This is a genomic window from Paraburkholderia bannensis NBRC 103871, assembly GCF_000685015.1.
Lineage (GTDB): Bacteria > Pseudomonadota > Gammaproteobacteria > Burkholderiales > Burkholderiaceae > Paraburkholderia > Paraburkholderia bannensis.
In genome coordinates this window covers 336,212-357,686 of the sequence record NZ_BAYA01000006.1, presented here as the reverse complement: position 1 = coordinate 357,686, position 21,475 = coordinate 336,212, and the positions used below count along the sequence as shown (strand labels likewise).

Annotated in this window: 18 protein-coding genes and 1 pseudogene; 7 read left to right on the top strand and 12 right to left on the bottom strand. The window is 65.5% G+C overall.

The window, feature by feature from the left end; translation table 11 throughout:
• Positions 1–402 precede the first annotated feature (402 nt).
• From grpE to pabB, 4 genes are all read left to right on the top strand, one after another.
• Positions 403–972, top strand: a complete 570-nt coding sequence (gene grpE / locus BBA01S_RS12865) for a nucleotide exchange factor GrpE (protein ID WP_027816805.1) — start codon at positions 403–405, stop codon at positions 970–972.
• A gap of 341 nt (positions 973–1,313) precedes the next feature.
• On the top strand, positions 1,314–3,272 hold the full coding sequence (gene dnaK / locus BBA01S_RS12860; RefSeq protein WP_027816804.1) for a molecular chaperone DnaK: 1,959 nt from the start codon (positions 1,314–1,316) through the stop codon (positions 3,270–3,272).
• A gap of 275 nt (positions 3,273–3,547) precedes the next feature.
• Positions 3,548–4,681 carry a molecular chaperone DnaJ gene (gene dnaJ / locus BBA01S_RS12855; RefSeq protein WP_027816803.1) on the top strand — a complete coding sequence of 378 codons (1,134 nt, stop codon included), beginning with the start codon at positions 3,548–3,550 and terminating at the stop codon, positions 4,679–4,681.
• Between the two features lie 69 nt (positions 4,682–4,750).
• Positions 4,751–6,664, top strand: a complete 1,914-nt coding sequence (pabB, locus tag BBA01S_RS12850; protein WP_027816802.1) for an aminodeoxychorismate synthase component I — start codon at positions 4,751–4,753, stop codon at positions 6,662–6,664.
• Positions 6,665–6,763: 99 nt separating this feature from the next.
• On the opposite strand, the gene panB is transcribed toward pabB, so the two are convergent.
• The 7 genes and pseudogenes from panB to BBA01S_RS12815 form a co-directional block, all read right to left on the bottom strand.
• On the bottom strand, positions 6,764–7,579 hold the full coding sequence (gene panB / locus BBA01S_RS12845; protein WP_027816801.1) for a 3-methyl-2-oxobutanoate hydroxymethyltransferase: 816 nt from the start codon (positions 7,577–7,579) through the stop codon (positions 6,764–6,766).
• An 82-nt stretch (positions 7,580–7,661) separates the two neighbouring features.
• On the bottom strand, positions 7,662–8,342 hold the full coding sequence (locus tag BBA01S_RS12840; RefSeq protein ID WP_042296926.1) for a deoxynucleoside kinase: 681 nt from the start codon (positions 8,340–8,342) through the stop codon (positions 7,662–7,664).
• A complete protein-coding gene (gene folK, locus BBA01S_RS12835) occupies positions 8,339–8,917 on the bottom strand; it encodes a 2-amino-4-hydroxy-6-hydroxymethyldihydropteridine diphosphokinase (RefSeq protein WP_027816799.1) in 579 nt (192 codons plus the stop codon). The genes BBA01S_RS12840 and folK overlap by 4 nt, the downstream gene beginning before the upstream one ends.
• A 72-nt stretch (positions 8,918–8,989) precedes the next feature.
• Positions 8,990–10,621: a polynucleotide adenylyltransferase PcnB gene (gene pcnB / locus BBA01S_RS12830; protein ID WP_027816798.1), complete on the bottom strand. Its 1,632-nt coding sequence runs from the start codon at positions 10,619–10,621 to the stop codon at positions 8,990–8,992.
• Complete coding sequence (locus BBA01S_RS12825) at positions 10,618–11,304, bottom strand: histidinol-phosphatase (RefSeq protein WP_027816797.1); 687 nt, start codon at positions 11,302–11,304, stop codon at positions 10,618–10,620. Before BBA01S_RS12825 ends, pcnB begins: the two co-directional genes overlap by 4 nt.
• Positions 11,305–11,990: 686 nt before the next feature.
• A pseudogene (hda, locus tag BBA01S_RS41065) lies at positions 11,991–12,683 on the bottom strand (DnaA regulatory inactivator Hda); the annotation flags it as partial.
• A gap of 51 nt (positions 12,684–12,734) precedes the next feature.
• Positions 12,735–13,814 carry an AI-2E family transporter gene (locus BBA01S_RS12815; protein WP_027816796.1) on the bottom strand — a complete coding sequence of 360 codons (1,080 nt, stop codon included), beginning with the start codon at positions 13,812–13,814 and terminating at the stop codon, positions 12,735–12,737.
• A gap of 251 nt (positions 13,815–14,065) precedes the next feature.
• Here BBA01S_RS12815 and purM point away from each other — a divergent pair, with 251 nt between their 5' ends.
• Positions 14,066–15,127, top strand: coding sequence for a phosphoribosylformylglycinamidine cyclo-ligase (gene purM, locus BBA01S_RS12810; protein ID WP_027816795.1), 1,062 nt, complete (start codon positions 14,066–14,068; stop codon positions 15,125–15,127).
• A 79-nt stretch (positions 15,128–15,206) separates the two neighbouring features.
• Here the strand turns inward: purM and kynA are convergent, their stop codons facing one another.
• From kynA to kynB, 3 genes are all read right to left on the bottom strand, one after another.
• On the bottom strand, positions 15,207–16,184 hold the full coding sequence (gene kynA, locus BBA01S_RS12805; protein ID WP_027816794.1) for a tryptophan 2,3-dioxygenase: 978 nt from the start codon (positions 16,182–16,184) through the stop codon (positions 15,207–15,209).
• Between the two features lie 10 nt (positions 16,185–16,194).
• Positions 16,195–17,445, bottom strand: a complete 1,251-nt coding sequence (gene kynU, locus BBA01S_RS12800; protein ID WP_027816793.1) for a kynureninase — start codon at positions 17,443–17,445, stop codon at positions 16,195–16,197.
• Positions 17,446–17,521: 76 nt separating this feature from the next.
• Positions 17,522–18,154 (bottom strand): arylformamidase, encoded by a 633-nt coding sequence (kynB, locus tag BBA01S_RS12795; protein ID WP_027816792.1) that lies wholly within the window; start codon positions 18,152–18,154, stop codon positions 17,522–17,524.
• Positions 18,155–18,285: 131 nt separating this feature from the next.
• On the opposite strand from kynB, the gene BBA01S_RS12790 reads away from it, so the two are divergent.
• The gene (locus BBA01S_RS12790) at positions 18,286–18,789 is read left to right on the top strand and encodes an Lrp/AsnC family transcriptional regulator (RefSeq protein WP_027816791.1); all 504 of its coding nucleotides are present in this window, start codon (positions 18,286–18,288) and stop codon (positions 18,787–18,789) included.
• Between the two features lie 74 nt (positions 18,790–18,863).
• Here BBA01S_RS12790 and BBA01S_RS12785 read toward each other — a convergent pair whose 3' ends face one another.
• A complete protein-coding gene (locus BBA01S_RS12785; RefSeq protein ID WP_027816790.1) occupies positions 18,864–19,376 on the bottom strand; it encodes a flavin reductase family protein in 513 nt (170 codons plus the stop codon).
• Between the two features lie 181 nt (positions 19,377–19,557).
• On the opposite strand from BBA01S_RS12785, the gene msrA reads away from it, so the two are divergent.
• Complete coding sequence (gene msrA, locus BBA01S_RS12780) at positions 19,558–20,103, top strand: peptide-methionine (S)-S-oxide reductase MsrA (protein ID WP_027816789.1); 546 nt, start codon at positions 19,558–19,560, stop codon at positions 20,101–20,103.
• A gap of 73 nt (positions 20,104–20,176) precedes the next feature.
• On the opposite strand, the gene BBA01S_RS12775 is transcribed toward msrA, so the two are convergent.
• Positions 20,177–21,472, bottom strand: a complete 1,296-nt coding sequence (locus BBA01S_RS12775) for a DUF72 domain-containing protein (protein ID WP_084162098.1) — start codon at positions 21,470–21,472, stop codon at positions 20,177–20,179.
• Between the last annotated feature and the right edge of the window lie 3 nt (positions 21,473–21,475).

The following is a 21,475-nucleotide window of genomic DNA, read 5'->3' as shown; positions in this document are numbered from 1 at the left end:
CGACCACCGAGATGGCAAAGGTCAGTTTCACGGTACTCCCCAGGGGATCGCAGCAAAACGGCCAGTCATATGACCCGTTGTGGTGCGTGCGGGCCGGTTCGGTGGGGTGCTGAAAGCTTCGGGTAAACACCCCGTGAGCAGCACCTGTTCCTGAGTGTAGGTCAGCCGCGCGACGCACTCAATTCGATTTTTTGCGCGGTGCAGTAATGGTTGTAACCGGCGGTTTCGGCACTTTGACGTTTGTCTAAAAAAGCCCCCCGAAGCCCTTGAAACAAGCGAGCCGGCACCCATGTGCTGTCGCAATGTACGAAGCATCTGTCGCGCTGCTGCAACACGCCGCGCACAGCAGGATCGGACGATCCGCGCTTCGTCCCTTTTTACTATTCAACGACGTTCAGCGACATGGAAAACACGCAAGAGAACCCGACGAGCCAGAACCCCACGCCCGCGGACGAGGCGTCGCAAGCCGCTGCCGCCGCCCAGCAGCAGGCAAACGAAGCCGGCGCGCCGGCACCGGAAGGCGCGGACGCCGCGCTGGCCGAAGCCCAGGCGAAGATCGCCGAGCTGCAGGACGCGTTCATCCGCGCCAAGGCCGAGACGGAAAACGTCCGCCGCCGCGCGCAGGAAGACGTCACCAAGGCGCACAAGTTCGCGATCGAAAGCTTCGCAGAACACCTGCTGCCCGTGGTCGACAGCCTGGAGGCCGCGCTCGCGCACGGCTCGGACGACCTGGCCAAGGTCAACGAAGGCGTCGAGCTCACGCTCAAGCAACTCTCCGGCGCGCTGGAGAAGGGCAAGGTTGTCGCGATCAACCCGGTCGGCGAGAAGTTCGACCCGCATCGCCACCAGGCCATCTCGATGGTGCCGTCCGAGCAGGACGCCAACACGGTCGTGACCGTGCTGCAAAAGGGCTATGTGATCGCCGAGCGTGTGCTGCGCCCGGCGCTGGTGACGGTTTCCCAGCCGAAGTAAGCACGCGTAGCACGCAGCCGGAAATTTCGGCCGTCGCGGGCAGGCTAAATAACCTGCCCGGATTGGTCGATAACTGCCGTAACCGGCCGCCCGAATACCGCTTCAAACGGCCTTCATGAAAGGCATTCGAAAGCGAAAGGTGGCGCATGGCTCCGAACATCGCGAAAATGCGCCGCCGAATGCAGGAAATTGAAAAAAATTAACGAACGCATAGCCCAAAGCTCTTGAAAACGCCGTCTCGGCACTTATTTGGGCAGCAGTTCTGAATTTATTGAGGCGACACGCCAGCCACTGGATGAGCGGCGGCCGCCACAGCGGATCAAATTGGAGAATTGAGAAAAATGGGCAAAATCATCGGTATCGACCTCGGCACCACGAACTCGTGCGTGGCGCTGATGGAAGGCAATCAGGTCAAGGTGATCGAGAACTCGGAAGGCGCCCGTACGACGCCGTCGATCATCGCCTACATGGACGACAACGAAGTGCTGGTCGGCGCACCGGCCAAGCGCCAGTCGGTCACGAACCCGCGTAACACGCTGTACGCAGTCAAGCGCCTGATCGGCCGCCGCTTCGACGAAAAGGAAGTGCAGAAGGACATCAACCTGATGCCTTACCAGATCGTCAAGCACGACAACGGCGACGCATGGGTTGCCGCGCACGGCCAGAACCTCGCACCGTCGCAGGTTTCGGCAGAAGTGCTGCGCAAGATGAAGAAGACCGCTGAAGACTACCTCGGCGAGCCGGTCACGGAAGCCGTGATCACGGTTCCCGCGTACTTCAACGACAGCCAGCGTCAAGCGACCAAGGACGCAGGCCGCATCGCCGGTCTGGAAGTCAAGCGCATCATCAACGAGCCGACCGCAGCCGCACTGGCTTTCGGCCTGGACAAGGCTGAAAAGGGCGACCGCAAGATCGCCGTGTTCGACCTCGGCGGCGGCACGTTCGACATCTCGATCATCGAAATCGCAGACGTGGACGGCGAAATGCAGTTCGAAGTGCTCTCGACCAACGGCGACACGTTCCTCGGCGGCGAAGACTTCGACCAGCGCATCATCGATTACATCATCGGCGAATTCAAGAAAGAGCAGGGCGTCGATCTGTCGAAGGACGTGCTCGCGCTGCAACGCCTGAAGGAAGCGGCTGAAAAGGCCAAGATCGAACTGTCGTCGGGCCAGCAGACCGAAATCAACCTGCCGTACATCACGGCAGACGCATCGGGCCCGAAGCACTTGAACCTGAAGATCACGCGCGCCAAGCTGGAAGCGCTGGTCGAAGACCTGATCGAGCGCACCATCGAGCCGTGCCGCGTCGCGATCAAGGACGCAGGCGTGAAGGTCGGCGACATCGACGACGTGATTCTCGTCGGCGGCCAGACGCGTATGCCGAAGGTGCAGGAGAAGGTCAAGGAGTTCTTCGGCAAGGATCCGCGCCGTGACGTGAACCCGGACGAAGCCGTGGCCGTTGGCGCCGCGATTCAAGGCCAGGTTCTGTCGGGCGACCGCAAGGACGTGCTGCTCCTCGACGTGACCCCGCTGTCGCTCGGTATCGAGACGCTCGGCGGCGTGATGACGAAGATGATCAACAAGAACACCACGATCCCGACCAAGCACGCTCAGGTCTACTCGACGGCTGACGACAGCCAGTCGGCCGTGACGATCAAGGTGTTCCAGGGCGAACGCGAAATGGCAGCGGGCAACAAGCTGCTGGGCGAGTTCAACCTCGAAGGCATCCCGCCCGCACCGCGTGGCGTGCCGCAGATCGAAGTGAGCTTCGACATCGACGCGAACGGTATTCTGCACGTCGGCGCGAAGGACAAGGCGACCGGCAAGGAAAACCGCATCACGATCAAGGCGAACTCGGGTCTGTCCGAAGCCGAAATCGAGAAGATGGTGAAGGACGCCGAAGCGAACGCGGAAGAAGATCACCGTCTGCGTGAGCTGGCCGACGCGCGCAACCAGGGCGATGCGCTGGTGCACAGCACGAAGAAGGCCGTGGCCGAGTACGGCGACAAGATCGACGCGTCCGAAAAGGACAAGATCGAAGCCGCGCTGAAGGAGCTCGAAGACACGCTGAAGGATTCGTCGGCTGACAAGGCGACGATCGACGCGAAGGTCGAGGCGCTGTCTACGGCTTCGCAGAAGCTCGGCGAAAAGATGTACGCCGACATGCAGGCACAGCAGGCAGGTGCCGCGGGCGCGGCAGGTGCGGCTGGTGCAGGTGCAGCCGGTGCCGAGCAAGGCGCGCAGAACCACGCCGACGACGTCGTCGACGCCGAGTTCAAGGAAGTCAAGAAGGACTAAGTGTCCACCTGCTTCGGTCACGGCCTCACGGTTGCGGCCGAAGCGGCAAGGACGGCAGCGGCCGCATCGGTTACGATGCGCTCTGCATTGCAGCGCCTGGCGAGCCTTCACGGCTCTCCGGGCACATTTGTTTTATGGAGGCCGTTCTTTTTCAGGGGCCGCAAGCGCGTAAAGATCGCGTGCGCGGGGTTCAAAAAGAGCGGCTAACGGGTCACGAGATCCAGCATTCAAGAGGAGCCGGCGTGCGCGCAGCGTGCGCCCGGCGTTGAACCGATATGGCGAAACGGGATTACTACGAGGTTCTGGGCGTCGCGAAGAACGCGAGCGACGACGAAATCAAGAAGGCGTATCGCAAGCTGGCGATGAAGTACCACCCCGACCGCAATCCGGACAACAAGGATGCGGAAGAGCATTTCAAGGAGGTCAAAGAGGCCTATGAAATGCTGTCGGACTCGCAAAAGCGCGGCGCTTACGACCAGTACGGCCATGCGGGTGTCGATCCCAACATGGGCGGCGCGGGTGCGCAGGGCTTCGGCGGTTTCGCGGACGCCTTCGGCGACATCTTCGGCGATATCTTCGGCCAGGCAGCAGGTGGCCGCGGCGGCCAGCGCAGCGGCCCGCAGGTGTATCGCGGCGCAGACCTGCGCTACAGCATGGAAATCACGCTGGAGCAGGCGGCCCACGGCTACGAAACGCAGATCCGCGTGCCGGGCTGGAGCAGCTGCGAAGTCTGCCACGGCTCGGGCGCGAAGCCCGGCACCAAGCCGGAAACCTGCCCGACCTGCCATGGTTCGGGTTCGGTGCGCATGTCGCAGGGCTTTTTCAGCATCCAGCAGACTTGCCCGAAGTGCCACGGCACCGGTTCCTACATCCCCGAGCCCTGCACGTCGTGCCACGGCGCCGGCAAGGTGAAGGAAACCAAGACGCTGGAAGTGAAGATTCCGGCGGGCATCGACGACGGCATGCGTATCCGCTCGGCTGGCAACGGCGAGCCGGGTATCAACGGCGGCCCATCGGGCGACCTGTACGTCGAAATTCACATCAAGCAGCACGGTGTCTTCGAGCGTGACGGCGACGATCTGCATTGCCAGATGCCGATTCCGTTCGCGACGGCGGCGCTCGGCGGCGAGATCGAAGTCCCCACGCTGGCGGGCCGCGCGACCTTCCCGGTTCCCGAAGGCACGCAGTCGGGCAAGACCTTCCGTCTGCGCGGCAAGGGCATCAAGGGTCTGCGTTCGAGCATCGCGGGCGACCTGTACGTGCACGTCCAGGTGGAAACGCCGGTCAAGCTCACCGAGCACCAGCGCGAGCTGCTCCAGCAGTTCGAGAAGTCGCTCGTGGAAGGCGGCTCGCGTCACAGCCCGCAAAGCAAGAGCTGGTTCGACCGCGTGAAGAGCTTCTTCGATTGATGTGCGGTTTTCGGGGCGCGCTGGATGGCCCGCGTGCTCCGGATCGCTGGCAGTACAGGTAGTCAAACAATGGCAGTCAATCCAGGCGGCGCGGTGTTCGCGCTGCTCGACGATGGCGACTCGACGGCGGCGAGCCGTTCGAGCCGGCTTTATACGGGCTTCGTGCGCGAACTGGCGTGCGAGCGTCCGGCCGATCTCGACGCGGTGAACGAGCAGGTGCGTGCCGCGCAGAACGCGGGGCTGCATAGCCTCGTGCTCGGCGACTACGACTTCGGGCGCGCGCTTGTGCTCGGTGCGCAGAATGCCGTCGCTTCGTCCTCGTCGTCCGTTTCATCTTCAGAAACGCAGCCCGGCCATGCCGCGCTGCGTTTTTTATTGTTCGAACGCTGCGAGACATTCTCGCGCGACGAAGCCGACGCGTGGCTCGCCGCGCGTGAGGGCAACGGGGCAGTCTGCGATACGCCGCACCCGGCAGGCATTGCAGGCGTGACGATGGGCGTCGACCGCGAGCGCTTCGAGCGCGATATCGGCTCAGTGCAGGACGCGCTGCGCATCGGCGACTCGTACCAGATCAACTATACGTACCGGCTCGGCTTCGAGGCGTTCGGCTCGCCCGTCGCGCTTTATCGGCGTTTGCGCGAGCGTCAGCGCGTGCGCTTTGGCGCGCTCATCGCGCTGCCGGGCGACCGCTGGGTGCTGTCGTGCTCGCCGGAACTGTTCGTCGAGAAGCGCGGCGAAACGTTGCGCGCGAAACCGATGAAGGGCACCGCCGCGCGCTGGGCCGATCCGGCCGAGGACGCTGCCGCCGCGAAGTTTCTCGCCAACGATCCCAAGAATCGCGCCGAAAACGTGATGATCGTCGACCTGCTGCGCAACGACATTTCCCGCGTGGCGCAGACGGGCTCGGTGCGCGTGCCGGCGTTGTTCAGCGTCGAGCCTTACGCATCGGTTTGGCAGATGACGTCGACGGTCGAAGCGAAGCTGCGCGACGGCACGACCTTCGCCGACGCAATGCGTGCGCTGTTTCCCTGCGGCTCGATTACGGGCGCGCCCAAGCACCGCACGATGGAGCTGATCGACGCGCTGGAGCATGGGCCGCGCGGCCTGTACACGGGCACGATCGGCTGGCTCGACGCGGCGCGTGAAGGCGAGGCTTGCGGCGATTTTTGCCTGTCGGTCGTGATCCGCACGTTGACGCTCGAAGCCGCCGATGCCGGCGGAAGCGAGATGCGTCGCGGCGAGATGGGCGTGGGCGCGGGCATCGTGCTCGACAGCGTGGCCGCCGACGAATACGAGGAGATGCGTTTGAAAGCCCGTTTCCTGACCGGGGCCGATCCCGGCATCGAACTGTTCGAGACGATGTACGCGACGCGCGCCGAGGGCGTGCGCCACCTCGAACGCCATCTCGTGCGGCTCGCATCGAGCGCGGCGTGGTTCGGCTTTGCGTGCGATGTCGAAGCCTTGCGCGCGCGGCTGGCGCAGGCGTGCGGCGAATGGCCGGATGAGCACGCGCCGCATCGCATGCGCGTCGCGCTCGCCAAGAGCGGCGAAATCACGCTGACGTCCGCGCCGCTCGCGCCACTGGCGCACGACACGGTTGGCGTGCTGCTCGCGCCGGATCACGGCTTCGCGCCGGTCGCGTCCGCCGATGCGCTGCTGCTGCGCAAGTCCACGCGCCGCGCCGAATTCGACCGCGCATGGCGAGAGGCCGAAACACAGGGCGCCTTCGACATGCTGTTTTTCAACGAACGCGGCGAGCTGACCGAAGGCGGGCGCTCGAATGTGTTCGTGAAGCTCGACGGGCAGTGGTTCACGCCGCCGCTCGCTTCGGGCGTGCTGCCGGGCGTGATGCGCGGCGTGCTGCTCGACGACGAGGCGCTCGGCGCGCAGGAGCGCGTGCTCACGCGTGCCGATGTGCTCGAAGCCCAGGCGCTCATGCTGACCAATGCGTTGCGCGGAGCCGTAGCGGCCAGGCTGATCTAACGCCCGACGTCGCCACCGGCAGTCGAGCCCAACAAAAAGCGCGTGCCTCAAAGAGGTCACGCGCTTTTTTCACATCTGCACGAAGCGAAGCGTTCAGCTTCAGAACACGTGCTCGGGGCCCGGGAACGTGCCTTCCTTCACCGCCTTCACATAGGCGCGCACGGCCGATTCGATATTCGGCTGGCCTTCCATGAAGTCCTTCACGAAGCGCGGACGCTTGCCGGGGAAAATGCCCAGCATGTCGTGCAGCACCAGCACCTGACCCGAGCAGTCGAGGCCCGCGCCGATGCCGATGGTCGGAATGCGCAACTGCTTCGTGACTTCCGCGCCGAGCGCCGAGGGCACCGCCTCGATCACCACGAGCTGCGCGCCCGCGTCCTGCAGCGCGATGGCGTCGCGCACGAGCTGGGCCGCTGCCGCATCGGTCTTGCCCTGCACCTTGAAGCCGCCGAACGCATGCACCGACTGCGGCGTGAGGCCGATGTGCGCGCACACCGGCACGGCGCGCTCGACCAGCATCTTGACGGTGGGGGCGAGCCATTCGCCGCCTTCGATCTTGACCATCTGCGCGCCCGCGCGCATGAGCTTCACCGAGCTGGCGAAGGCGTCTTCGGGCGTGCCGAAAGTGCCGAACGGCAGGTCGGCGATGATCAGCGCCTTCGTCTGCGCGCGCGCCACCGACGCCGTGTGATAGGCGATGTCGTCGAGCGTGACGGGCAGGGTCGTCGTGTGGCCCTGGAGCACGTTGCCGAGCGAGTCGCCGATCAGCACGGTATCGACGCCCGCGCGGTCGCACAGCGCCGAGAAGCTGGCGTCGTAGCACGTGAGCATGGCGATCTTTTCGCCCGCGTCGCGCATGGTCTGGAGCTTGGGCACGGTGACCGCGCTGCGGCTCGTTTCCTGCAGGTAAGTCATGGGGAAATCCTGGGGTGATCCTTGTGAGATCCGTTAAGGATGGAGAAACCGGACGGGTGTCGGCCTGGCGAGTGTCAGAGTGTCAGAGCGACATGCCCTTGACGAACGATTCCTTGCGCCCGCGCATCGTTTCGATACGTTCGGCGATCAGCGCAAGGTCTTCGTCGGAGTCGAGCGGATTCAGATTTTCGACGCCGACGGTCAGTACCGGCGCACGGTCGTAATGATAGAAAAATTCGTTGTAGCTGTCGCACAACCCACGCAGGAAGGCGTCGGAGATGTGCTGCTCCACCGGCACCGCGCGCTTCTGGATGCGCGCGAACAGCGCTTCGGGGCTCGCCTGGAGATAGACCACCAGATCGGGCGGCGGCGCCTGTACGGGCAGGCGCGCGGCGAGCGCGCGGTAGAGCGGCAGCTCGTCCTCGGACAGCGTGAGACGTGCGAACACGTCGTTGCGCTCGGCGAGGAAGTTCGTCACGAGCGGCACACCCGCCCCGCGGCGCGCGGCCACGTCGTGCGACAGACGCTCGCGCTGCAACGCGACGGCAAGCTGCGCGGCCAGCGCGTGATGCGAGGCGTCGCGGTAGAAGCGTTCGAGAAAAGGGTTGTCGGCGTGCGACTCGATCAGCGTCTGCATCGACCAGCGTTCGGCGAGGCGCGTGGCCAGCGCGGTCTTGCCCGCGCCGATCGGCCCTTCGATCGCGATGTAGTCGAGTGCCGGACGCGCGGCGCGGGCGGTGACGATGGGCAGGGGCGTGCTCATCGGCAGGTGCCGGCTTTTTTGCCGCCTTCGTCGCTGACGCCGGCGTCGTTGCCTTGCGCGTCGCCGCTATCGGGCGCGCTGCCCAGACACTGGCAGAGCGGCCGGAGCTTTTCGATGCGCTGGTCGGCGACGCCGGGCAGGAACGTGCTGACCACGCCGTGGCCCGGAATCACGAGTTCGGCGTCGATCTCGGCGAGCGGCGCGAGCACGAACGCGCGCACCGTCATGCGCGGGTGCGGCACGATCAGGTCGGGGTCGTCGATCATGGCGTCGCCGAACATCAGCACGTCGATGTCGAGCGTGCGCGGGGCGTTGCGAAAGGGGCGTTCGCGGCCGAAATGATGTTCGATGCGCTGGCACAGGGCGAGCAGATCGTGCGCCGTGAGGCACGTTTCGAGCTTCACGACGCAGTTGAAATAGTCGTCGCCGCCCGCGTCGATCGGCGCGGTGCGGTACAGACTCGATTTGGCGACGATGGTGATGGTGTGCTGTTGCGCAAGACACACCACCGCGTCTTTGAGGGTCTGGCGCGCATCCCCCAGATTTGCGCCGATTCCCAGCCAGGCAAGCGTCATGGCTTCACTTCCTGCGGCTATCGTTGCAAAGGCGCTTGGACTGCGCCCACACTACGCTGCGCCTGCATGGCGTCAGTCCTCGTACGGGCCGTCGTCGCCCCGGTCGTCGTGCGCCGGTTCTGCGCCGGCACTCTCCGTTCCAGCGGCGGCTTCGCCCGTTTTACGGTTTTTTGCGCCGCCACGACGGCGACGCTTACGCGGCGAGCGCTCGCGATTGCTGCCAGCGTTGAGCAGCGTTTCGCGCGCGGTGAGGTCTCCGCTGATGAAGTCAGTCCACCATTGGCCGATTTCGGCGTCGAGCTCGCCCGATTCGCAGCGCAGCAGGAGGAAATCATACCCCGCTCTGAAGCGCGGGTGTTCCAGCAGCTTGATCGCGCTGCGGCCACGCTTTTCGAGGCGCAGTTGCAGGCCCCAGATCTCGCGCATATCGGACGAGAAGCGGCGATGGATCGCCAGCTTCTCAGTCTGCACGTCGATCACGTCGTCCATCGCGCGATTGAGCGCGGGAACCGGGAATTCGCCTTCGGCCGTGTACTGCTGCAAGCGTTGCTGCACGTCGTGCCACAGCAGCGTGGCGAACAGGAAGCCCGGCGAAACCGTCTTGCCCGCGCGCACGCGCGCATCGGTATTCGACAGCGCGAGCGTGATGAAGCGCTCGCCTTGCGGCTGTTCGAGCACCACGTCGAGCAGCGGCAGCAGGCCGTGATGCAGGCCTTCCTTGCGCAGCCAGCGCAGGCATTCGAGCGCGTGGCCCGAGAGCAGCAGCTTGAGCATCTCGTCGAACAGACGCGCCGCAGGCACGTTGTTGATGAGATCGGCCATTTCCTGAATCGGCGCACGCGTGTGTTCTTCGATCTCGAAGCCGAGCTTGGCCGCGAAACGCACCACACGCATCATGCGCACCGGATCCTCGCGATAACGCGTGGCCGGGTCGCCGATCATGCGCAGCAGGCGCGCGCGCATGTCGGCCATGCCGTTGTGGTAGTCCAGCACCGTCTGCGAGGCCGGATCGTAGTACATCGCGTTGATCGTGAAGTCGCGGCGCGTGGCGTCCTCGTGCTGCTCGCCCCAGACGTTGTCGCGCAGCACGCGGCCGCTGGCGTCGACGTGATGGGTCTTGCGGTCGAGTTCGTCGCGGCGCATGCGTTTGGCCGGCGCAGCGCTGGGCGCCGCAGCGGGCGGTGCATCCACCAGCGCGCGGAAGGTCGAGACTTCGATGATTTCCTGGCCGAACTGCACGTGCACGATCTGGAAGCGCCGGCCGATGATGCGCGCGCGGCGGAACAGCTTCTGCACCTGGTCGGGCGTGGCGTCGGTGGCCACGTCGAAATCCTTGGGCGCGACGCCTAGCAGCAGGTCGCGCACCGCGCCGCCGACGATGAACGCGCGAAAGCCCGCTTGCTGCAGGCCTTCGGTCACGCGCACGGCGTTGCGGGAAATCAGCGACGGGTTGATGCCGTGCACGTCGGCGGAAAGAATCACGGGCGCGGTCGGATCGGCAGCGCCTTTGTCACCTTTGGCGCCGCGCGGTTTCGTTTCCTTCTTGACCGTGACGGTCTTGCGGCGCGTGCGGGTGGCGGTGCCGACGGCGGCGTCGCCGTCTTGCTGGGCCGCTGCACGGGCGTCGTTGCCGGATTCGCCTTGAGTCTCAAGGGTGTCGGCGTCGTCCTGGCCGAACAGCTTGCGGATGAATTTCTTGATCACGATACCTGGAACAAATCGAGGATGCGCCAGCCTGCTTTTTGCGCATGGGCGCGCAGGGTGTCGTCGGGGTTGGTCGCGATCGGGTCGGTGACTTTCTCGAGCAACGGAATGTCGTTGTGCGAGTCGCTGTAGAAGTAGCTGCGATCGAAGTCCGACCACGTCTTGCCGAGCGAGGCGAGCCAGGCTTCGACGCGCGTGATCTTGCCTTCGCGGAAGCTCGGCGTGCCGGTCGGGCGGCCGGTGAATGCCGATTCCGGATGGCCGTCCACGGTCTCGACCTCGCACGCGATCAGCTTGTCCACGCCGAAGGCTTCGCCGATGGGCGCCGTGATAAATTCGTTGGTCGCCGTGACCATGCAGACGAGGTCGCCCGCGGCCTTGTGCTCCTGCACGAGTTCGATCGCCACCGGCAGCATGGCCGGCTTGATGACTTCGTGCATGTACTGGTCGTGCCAGGCCTTGAGCTGCTCGCGCGAATGCTTCGCGAGCGGCGTGAGGGCGGCGACGAGATACGCGTTGATGTCGAGCGTGCCGGCCTTGTACTGGCCGTAGAAGAAGTCGTTCTGCTCGGTAAAGCGCTCGGCGTCCACGAGGCCGAGCTTCACCATGAAGCGGCCCCATTCGTGGTCGCTGTCGGTGGGGATCAGCGTGTGATCGAGATCGAAAAGTGCGAGATTAGCCATGGGCGCTCATTTTACTTGAAGCGGGTGAAGCCGTTGCCGGTGCCGGTGTGAGCCGGTGGGGCGGGCTGCTTATCGGATGTGGAATCGGGTGCGGATTCGGCTGCGCCGGGTTTGACTTCCTTTTCAGGCTCGTCGGGGGCGTCGCTGTCCGGTCGGCCGGGCGCTGCCGCAGCGTCGGGCTGCGCTTGCGTCGCCTCGGGCGGGCGGTTCGGATCAACCGGATCGACGGGCACGGCCGGCGGGTCGAGGTCGCCGTTCAGTTCGCCGCTCATTTCGTTGCTGACGTCGGCGTTGACTTCGCCTTGCAGCTCCGTGCCCAGTTCGCGATGCACGACGTGGCGGAATTTGACCCCAAGCTCGCCATCGACGTTGTCGGTCGGCGGCTGGAAGGGCTTGTCGCGCATCGGCTCGCGCGCCTGCAATGCCGGAGCCTTGGGCGCTTCGTAGGCCGGCTCGGCGGATTCCTGCTGCGCGGTGTCCTGCGCCGTGTCCTTCGCGTTTTCCTGCGCGTTTTCCTGGGTCGGGAACAGTTCGAGTTCGACAGTGGCGGGCGTCGGCGCGGATTCCGGGGGCGTATCGTCTTGCCCTTCGCTGAGAGCGGAGAAGTCAGGGACATCAGCCTCTTGCGGCTGCATCGCGAACAGCGCCGCGTCGTCGCCCGCGAGCGCTTCGGGGCTCAGCGGCCCTTCGCCGTTGGCGAGCATCGTGCGCAGCAGCGGCAGCGTCACCGCGCGCTTTTGCTCCAGCGAAAAACGGTCGAGCGCGTCGAGCAGGCGCATCAGGCTCGGCATGTCGCGGCGGAAGTGCGTGAGCAGGTAGGCGGGCACGTCGTCGGCGAGGTTGATGCCGCGCTCGCGCGCCGCCTGCTTGAGCACGGCGGCCTTGCCCGCGTCCGAGAGCGGCGCGAGATGGAACACCAGTCCCCAGCCCAGACGCGTGCGCAGATCCTCGCGCACGGCGAGCCCCATCGGCGGCGCATTGCCGGTGGCGACGAGCGCCGTGGCCGGATGCGAGCGCACCTCGTTGAAGAGGTTGAACAGGGCGATCTGCTGCGCGCCCGAGAGCGAATCGCAGTCGTCCACGGCGTAGATCGTCACGCGCGGATCGAACGTGAAGGCGGCGAGGCCGCTTTGCGGCCCGAGGTAGCGCACGTGGCCCGGCGGCGCTTCATAAGCCAGCGAGCGCAGCAGATGCGAGCGGCCATTGCCGGGCTCGCCCCAGACGTAGAACGTGCGGTCGGCCTTCGGATCGACGCCCGCGGCGAGCGCGGCATCGAGCCCGCGCAGGCGCGCGACCAGCTCCGCGTTGGCGCCGGTGTGGAAGTTGTCGAAGGTCGATGGCGGCGGAGTGCCGAGATCGAGCGTTAGCTGTCGCTGCACGGTATGTCTGGCCGAAGTCGCGGGTCTCTCAGTTTTTGCTCGGTGCCTGCATCAGTTGCGATAGAGCGCGCTGGCGAGATAGCTGCGCCGCAGTTCGCGCAGGGCGATCGAGAGGATCGCACTGGCTGGCAGCGCGAGCAGCACGCCGAAGAACCCGAACAGTTGCCCGAAGGCGAGCAACGCAAAAATCACCGCGAGTGGATGCAGGCCGATGCGCTCGCCAACGAGGCGCGGCGTGAGGAAAAAGCCCTCGAGCACCTGGCCCACGCCGTAGATTACGGCCACTGCGCCAAAACCATACCAGCTACCGAACTGCAGCAGTGCGGCAACCAGTGCGAGCACGAGGCCCGTTGCGTAGCCCAGGTACGGAATCAGTACCGCGAGGCCCGTGAACACGCCGACCGGCAGCGCCACTTCGAAGCCCGCGATCGACAGCGTGATCGCGTAGAACGCCGCGAGAATCGCCATCACCAGCAACTGGCCGCGCAGATATTGCGCCAGCATGCGATCCATTTCGCCGGCCAGCTCCATGGTGCGCGCGAACCAGCGGCGCGGCACGAAGGTCTGCACGCGCGCAAGCATCGCGTTCCAGTCGTACAGCAAATAGAACAGCACGAGCGGCACCAGCACGGCGTTCGAGACGACTTCGATCGCCACGTTGCTGCTGGTGCGGATCGACGTCCACGCGTAGAGCGCAATGGTCTGCGCGCTGCTTTCGACGCGGCTCGTGATCAGGTCGCGCAGGCTCTGGAAGTCGAGCATCTCGTCGCTCACGCCAAGAAACGCGAGCTTGGGCGCGAGCCAGTCGTGCAGATGCGTAATCATCGCGGGCACCTGCTGCTTGAGCTGCGGCCCTTCCTTCTGGATCACGGCGAGCAGCAGCACGACCAGCATCGTCACGACCAGCGCGAAGAACAGGATCATCGTGAGCGCGGCCACGCCGCGCGGCACGCGCCGGCGCACGAGCCACGCGACGCCCGGCTGCAGCACGTACGCGAGCAGGCCGCCGAGCAGAAAGGGCGTGAGCACGGGGCGCAGCAGCCACAGCACGATGCCGAAGGCGAGCGCAAGCGCGGCCCAGATGAAGGCCTGACGTTGGTACGGCGTGAAGATCGGTGTGTTCTGCGACAAAACGTTGTTTTCCGGTTGTAGGGGCGGGCTGGCGAAGTCGTGCGTCGCCGCCGTGTTCCGGCTGGCTTCGGCCGTGTCTCCTGCCCGTTCTGGCGCGCCGCAGCGCGCTTCTCATCCCTGCGTCGTCCCTGCTGTCGCCCCTGTTGTCATCGCGCGCGCCATGCTCGTACCAAAATACTCACCGAGGGCGCGGCGGCGGGGCGTCGTCAATCGGTTAAAATCGCATTTTACCGACCTTCTGGCGCTTCCCCATGAATCAACCGAAATCCGGCCCCGCTAATCAGGAACAAGGCCTCTCCTACGCCGACGCTGGCGTCGACATGGTCGCGGGCGACGCGCTCGTCGATCGCATCAAGCCGTTTGCGAAGAAGACCCTGCGCGAAGGCGTGATGGGCGGCATCGGCGGATTCGGCGCACTGTTCGAAGTGCCCAAGCGTTACAAGGAACCCGTGCTGGTTTCGGGCACGGACGGCGTGGGCACCAAGCTGCGCCTCGCGTTTCATCTGAACAAACATGACACGGTCGGCCAGGATCTCGTCGCGATGAGCGTCAACGACATCCTCGTGCAAGGCGCCGAGCCGCTGTTCTTCCTCGACTACTTTGCCTGCGGCAAGCTGGACGTCGATACGGCGGCCACCGTCGTGCAGGGCATCGCACAAGGTTGCGAACTGTCGGGCTGCGCGCTGATCGGCGGCGAAACGGCCGAAATGCCGGGCATGTACCCGGACGGCGAATACGATCTGGCTGGCTTCGCGGTCGGCGCGGTCGAAAAGAGCAAGATCATCGACGGCAGCACCATCACCCCGGGCGACGTGGTGCTGGGCCTGGCATCGAGCGGCATCCACTCGAACGGCTTCTCGCTCGTGCGCAAGATCATCGAGCGCGCGAACCCGGACTTGAACGCCGACTTCGACGGCCGCTCGCTGGGCGACGCGCTGATGGCCCCGACGCGCATCTACGTGAAGCCGCTGCTCAAGCTGATGGAAACCATCACTGTGAAGGGCATGGCGCACATCACCGGCGGCGGCCTGGTCGAAAACATTCCGCGCGTGCTGCGCGACGGCCTCACGGCTGAACTGGATCACAGCGCATGGCCGCTGCCGCCGCTGTTCTCGTGGCTGCAGAAGGAAGGCGGCGTCGCCGACGCGGAAATGCACCGCGTGTTCAACTGCGGCATCGGCATGGTCGTGGTCGTGGCGGCCGATCAGGCTGACGCGGCAGCAGCGCAGCTGGCCGCAGCAGGCGAGCAGGTCTGGAAGATCGGCTTCGTGCGCGAAAGCAAGGAAGGCGAAGCGCAGACCGTGGTGGTCTAAGCGTTCGCGTCTCACGCATCAAAAAGCCCGCCTGAAGCGATTCAGGCGGGCTTTTTTTCATGGCGCGCGCAAAAAAGCGTCAAAGCACCGTGCGCACGTGCCAAAGCTCCGGAAACAGCACCACATCGAGCATCTTGCGCAGATACGGCGCGCCGTTGGTGCCGCCCGTGCCCTGCTTGAAGCCGATGATGCGTTCCACCGTCGTCACATGGCGGAAGCGCCACTGCCGGAACGCGTCCTCCAGATCGACGAGTTCTTCGGCCATTTCGTAGAGATCCCAGTGCTTCGAGGGATCGCGGTAAATCTCCAGCCACGCCGCTTCGACCGTCTTGTCGTGCTCGGTTGCCTGGCTCCAGTCGCGCGAGAGGCGCTCGGGCGCGATCGCGAAACCGCGCCGCGCCAGCAGGCGGATCACCTCGTCGTAGAACGACGGCGCATCGAGCGTCGCCTTCACCTGCGCGTGAATTTCGGGCCGGTGCTCGTGCGGCTTGAGCATCTGCGCGTTCTTGTTGCCGAGCAGGAACTCGATCATGCGGTACTGGTACGACTGGAAGCCCGAGGACGCGCCCAGGTACGGGCGCATCGCCGTGTATTCGGACGGCGTGAGCGTCGACAGCACGCTCCACGCCTGCACCAGCTGCTCCAGGATGCGCGAGACGCGCGCGAGCTGCTTGAACGCGGGCGGCAGCTCGTCGCGGTGCACGTTGGCGAGCGCTGCGCGCAGCTCGTAGAGCGCGAGCTTCATCCACAGCTCGCTGGTCTGATGCTGGACGATGAACAGCATCTCGTTGTGATCGGGCGAGAGCGGATGCTGCGCGTTCAGCACGGCATCGAGGCCGAGGTAATCGCCGTAGCTCATCGACTTCGAGAAGTCGAGCTGCGCGTCGTGCCAGCCGTCGCCTTTTTCTGCATCGGCGTGAGCGGGCTGCGCCGCTTGAGCCGATGGCGTCATCGTCGCGCCATGGCCAAACGGACAACCGCCGCGCGGCGTCTCGTTTGGCGTGCGCTGGGCACTCGTATCGTCAGGCACGCCCGGAATCTGCATATGGTCGGTCATCGCGCGCTCCTCAGGTCACCGCGCCGCGTGCGGCGAATTCGGGCTTGCGCCAGTACTCGGTCGCGAGCACGTCGCGCAGCGTTTCCACGGCGTCCCAGACATCGACGTAACGCACGTAAAGCGGCGTGAAGCCGAAGCGCAGCACGTGCGGCTCGCGATAGTCGCCGATCACGCCGCGCGCGATCAGCGCCTGCATGACCTCATAGCCATGCGGATGCTCGAAGCTCACATGCGAGCCGCGCTGCGCGTGCTCGCGCGGCGTGACGAGCGTGAGGTCGAGCCCGGCGCAGCGCGTCTCCACCAGTTCGATGAAGAGATCGGTGAGCGCGAGCGACTTGCGGCGGATCGCCTGCATATCGGTTTGCAGGAACACGTCGAGACCGCATTCGATCAGCGCCATCGACACGATCGGCTGCGTGCCGCACAGATAGCGGCCGATGCCGTCGTCGGGGCGGTACGTCGGGTTCATTTCGAACGGCGACTTGTGGCCCCACCAGCCCGACAGCGGCTGCGAAAAAGTGTTCTGGTTGCGTTTGGGCACCCACACGAAGCCCGGCGAGCCGGGGCCGCCGTTCAGGTACTTGTAGGTGCAGCCGACTGCGTAATCCGCGTTCACGCCGTTCAGGTCGACCGGCACCGCGCCCGCCGAGTGCGCCAGATCCCACAGCGCTAGCGCGCCTTGCGCGTGGATGTGTTCGGTGAGTGCGCGCATGTCGTGCATCTCGCCGGTGCGGTAGTTGACGTGCGTGATCATCGCCACGGCCACGTCGTCGCGGATCGCGGCGGGCAGCTCCGACGGATCGTCCACGAGGCGCAGCTCGTAGCCACGGTCGAGCTGCTCGATCAGGCCTTGCGCGATGTACAGGTCGCTCGGGAAATTCGAGCGCTCGGAGACGATCACGCGGCGCTTCGGGTCGCGCTCGTTCTGCACGCGCAGCGCGGCGGACAGCGCCTTGAACAGATTGATCGAGATGGTGTCGGTGACGACCACTTCGTCTTCGGCCGCACCGATCAGCGGGGCGAGCTTGTTGCCAAGGCGCCGCGGCAGCGCGAACCAGCCCGCCGTGTTCCAGCTGCGGATCAGGCCTTCACCCCATTCGCCGCCGATCACGGCCTGCGCCCGCGCGGCGCAGGCCTGCGGCGGCACGCCCAGCGAGTTGCCGTCGAGGTAGATGGTCTCGGGGGCGAGCGTGAATTGCTCGCGCAGAGGTGCGAGCGGGTCGGCGCGGTCGGCGGCCAGGGCGTCGTTACGGTTGTTCATGTCGGTGCTGATACCTGAAGTTGTCTCGGGCGATTACGGTGCAATGGGCGCGCAATCGGTGTTTTTGGTGCGTTATTTATTGCGGCAGGGTGCGCAGCACGGCGCGCACGGGGCTGGCGTCGAGCGTCGCGAATTTCAGCGGCAGCGCGATCAGCTCGTATTCGCCGGGCGCGATGTCGTCGAGCACCACGCCTTCGAGGATCGCCATGCGATGCGCGCGAATGCGGTGATGCGCGTCCATCGTCTTCGACTCCTGCGGGTCGAGCGAAGGCGTGTCGATGCCGATGAGCCGCACGCCGTGCGCGGCGAGCAACTCGATCGTCTCAGGCGCGACCGCGCAGAACGCGCTGTCCCAGCGATCCTGCGGCGCGTGCGCATAGGTGCGCAGCAGCACGCGCGGTGGCACGCCGTCGAGTGCAGTTTTTACATGGTCGGGCAGCACCAGCGGCGACGCGCCGATGCAATGAATCACGCGACATTGGCCGATATAGGTATCGAGCGGCACCTCGCCGATGGGCGCGCCTTCGGCGTCGTAGTGCAGCGGGGCGTCGGTGTGCGCGCCCGTGTGCGGCGACAGCGTCACGCGCGCCACGTTGACCGGCGAGCCGGCTTCCATGCGCCAGACACGTTCGACGTTCACAGTCGTGTCGCCCGGCCAGACGGGCGTCGCGGGGTGGATCGGGGGGGAAATATCCCAGAGCGTATTCATCTCGATGACAGGGGTGTCGGTGTATTTTTCGAATGATAGGCAACCCACTGCGAAATGTGCTTGCGAAAAAAACGCCTTAGGCTACAGTTCTTGGCACATAATTTGTTACAAGAGGGGAAAGGGGACCAAATATGAACGCTATCTCGCTCGACGCAACCGATTGCCGGATTCTTTCCGTTCTTCAGAACGAGGGCCGCATCAGCAACCTCGATCTGGCCGAACGCATTTCGCTGTCGCCATCCGCGTGTCTGCGGCGGCTACGCCTGCTGGAAGAGCAGGGCGTGGTCGAGCGCTACCGCGCCAGCCTGAACCGGGAGATTCTCGGCTTCGAGATGGAGGCTTTCGTGCAGGTTTCGATGCGCAACGACCAGGAGAGCTGGCACGAGCGCTTCGTGACGGCGCTGCGCGACTGGCCCGAGGTGGTGGGCGCGTATGTGGTGACGGGGGAGACGCACTATCTGCTGCGCGTGCTCGCGCACAACCTCAAGCACTACTCGGATTTCGTGCTCAACAAGCTGTATAAGGCGCCGGGCGTCATGGATATTCGCTCGAATATCGTGCTCACGACGCTCAAGGTGGAAGCGGGCGTGCCCGTCGACCTGATCGCGCAGCGCGGCGAACCGAAGGCGAACTGAGGTTTTTTCGACGGCTTGAAGTTGTCCGGCCGTCTGGCCGCCCGGCGTGCGCCGGGCTGGCCGCGATCAGGCGCTCAAAGCGGTTCGATCTGATGAAAGCCGCCGCCATGGAACACCAGCGGCGAAGCCTGATCGAGGTCTTCGCGCACGCCGCAGCGCTCCACTTCGCCGACGAAGATGACGTGATCGCCTTCGTCGTAGCGGCTGCGGTTGTGGCACTCGAACCAGGCGATGGCGCCGTCGAGCACCGGCATGCCGCTGTCGCCGGCCGCATGCGAGACGCCTTCGAAGCGGTCGCCCTTCACAGTCGCAAAACGCTTGCACAGGTCGAGCTGCGACGCGGCGAGCACATTCACCACATAATGGCTGTTGCTGCGGAACACCGGCATCGACGCCGAACGCGTCGCGAGGCTCCAGAGCACGAGCGGCGGATCGAGCGACACCGAGTTGAACGAACTGGCCGTAATGCCGATGAGCTGGCCGTCGGGCGCGCGCGTCGTGATGACCGTCACGCCGGTCGCGAACTGGCCGAGCGCGCGGCGGAAAGCGGCGGCGTCGAAGTTGGGCGGGCTGGCGCGGCGGGTCATGGCTGCACGCCCTCTGTCGTTGCGGAAGTCGGAATGAACGTCATGTGGAATTTCGGCGAATTGCCCCAATTTTAGCGAAAAGCGGCGCGCGGCTGGGTTTATACCCACTCGCGCAGCGGTTACCGCGAAATGCACGCGCGGCGCGCACGGCGCGAGCGCCATTGTCAAAGGAGAGTTGAGCATGAGTCAGACGATCGAAACGGCCACCCTGGGCGGCGGATGTTTCTGGTGCCTGGAAGCGGTCTATCTGCGTGTGGACGGCGTGAGCGCGGTGGAATCGGGCTATGCGGGCGGCCAGACGCTCAATCCGACCTACGAGCAGGTGTGTGACGGCGTGACCGGCCACGCCGAAGTCGTGAAGGTCGACTTCGATCCCGCAAAGATCAGCTACCGCGAGATCCTCGACATCTTCTTCGCGATTCACGATCCGACCCAGTTGAACCGTCAGGGCAACGACGTCGGCACGCAGTATCGCTCGGCGATCTTCACGCATTCGCCGCAACAGGCGGAAATCGCGGAGCAGGCAATCCGCGAACTGGCCGCCGAAGGCGTCTACGACGGCAAGATCGTCACCCAGGTGCTGCCGCTCGACGGCAACTATTTCCCCGCCGAGGCGTATCACCAGAACTACTTCGCGCAGCATCCGGATCAAGGCTATTGCGCGTTCGTGGTCGCGCCGAAGGTGGCGAAGTTCCGCCAGAAGTTCGCGCATCGGCTCAAGGCCTGAGCGCCTTGTGCGTCGATAAGGCCAGGTAGATTGCAGTAGCGGGCGTGGTTCGAGACATCGGGCCACGCCTTTTTTATTGCCCGGACTCTTCGGCTTCCGAACGCAGCCGCGCCATTTCGTCGGCGATTGCGCGTGCGAGCTTCTGGCAGGTCAGCGGCGCCGATCCTTCGGCCTTGTTGTTGGTCGTGATCAGCACGGGCTGGCCCGCGATCGCGTAGCGCGCGGCCAGTTCGGCGAGCGTGTCGCGCGTGTGCGGGTCTTCGTCGACCAGCTTGTCGAACGGTTCGTAGCGCGCCTTGGCCTGTTCGTACTTGAAGCCGCTGTGCAGGCTCCAGCGCACGATCAGCGGCCCGGCGGGCGCTTCGCCGTCCATCAGCGCGAGCGCGGCCGCCTGGCGCAACGGGTCGGGCATGCGCGCGTGCAGCCCGACGCAGTAGCGCACGCCCGCCGCCCGCAGCGCGCGCACGAAGCGCGGCGTAAGCAGGATGCCGTCGCGGATCTCGACGGCGTAGCAGGTCGCGTCGCCGGGCGCGGCGTCCGGCGGCGGCGCGGGCAGCGGCGGCAGCGCGGCGAGAAACACCGACAGCCGCTCGACGAACACGGCGGGATCGGCGAGCAGCTGATCGGGCAGCGGCGGAAACTGGAACACCAGCGCGCCCGCCTTCCGGCCGAGGCCCGCAAGGCACGGCTCGACGAATTCGCGCGCGGCCATTTCCGCGTTCAGGAAGCACGGGTTGGCCGAAACCGGCTCGCCGCGATCGCCGCGCACGCTGGCGTCGGTGATGAGCGCGGGCGCCTTGACGATGAAGCGGAAGTGATCCGGCACCTGCTGGGCGTAACGCAGATAGTCGGTGACGGTGAGCGGCGCGTAGAACGAGCGGTCGATGCTCACCGAACGCAGCAGCGGATGCACGCCATACGCCGCGAGGCCGTCGCGCGCGAGCTTCGAATTGCTGTAGTCGTCGCCGTAGACGATGCCGTTCCAGCCCGGAAACGACCACGACGAAGTGCCCAGACGCACGCTGGCGGGCAGATCGGCGGCGAGGTCGAGCACGTCCTGCGTGGGCTCGGCGGGCAGGACGCCGCGCGCGCGGCGCTTCGGGGCGGCAGGGTCGGTCGATTTCTGCGGGTTCGCGGGGCGTTCGGCCGTGTCCGCTTCGGCAGATGCCGCGCGTGCGGCGCGCTTTGGCGGCGGTTCGGGCGGCACGAAGCCGAACAGATCGGTTTGCGCTGCCGGTGTTTGCGTCGGGCGCTCGACCGGTGCCGCACGCCTCGACGCCGTCCGTGTCGCATTGCGCGCGGCACGCGGCGCCGCGGCTTCGCCATCATTGTCCAGCGCCCCGAAAAGGCCGTCGTCGCGTTCGTTCATGCA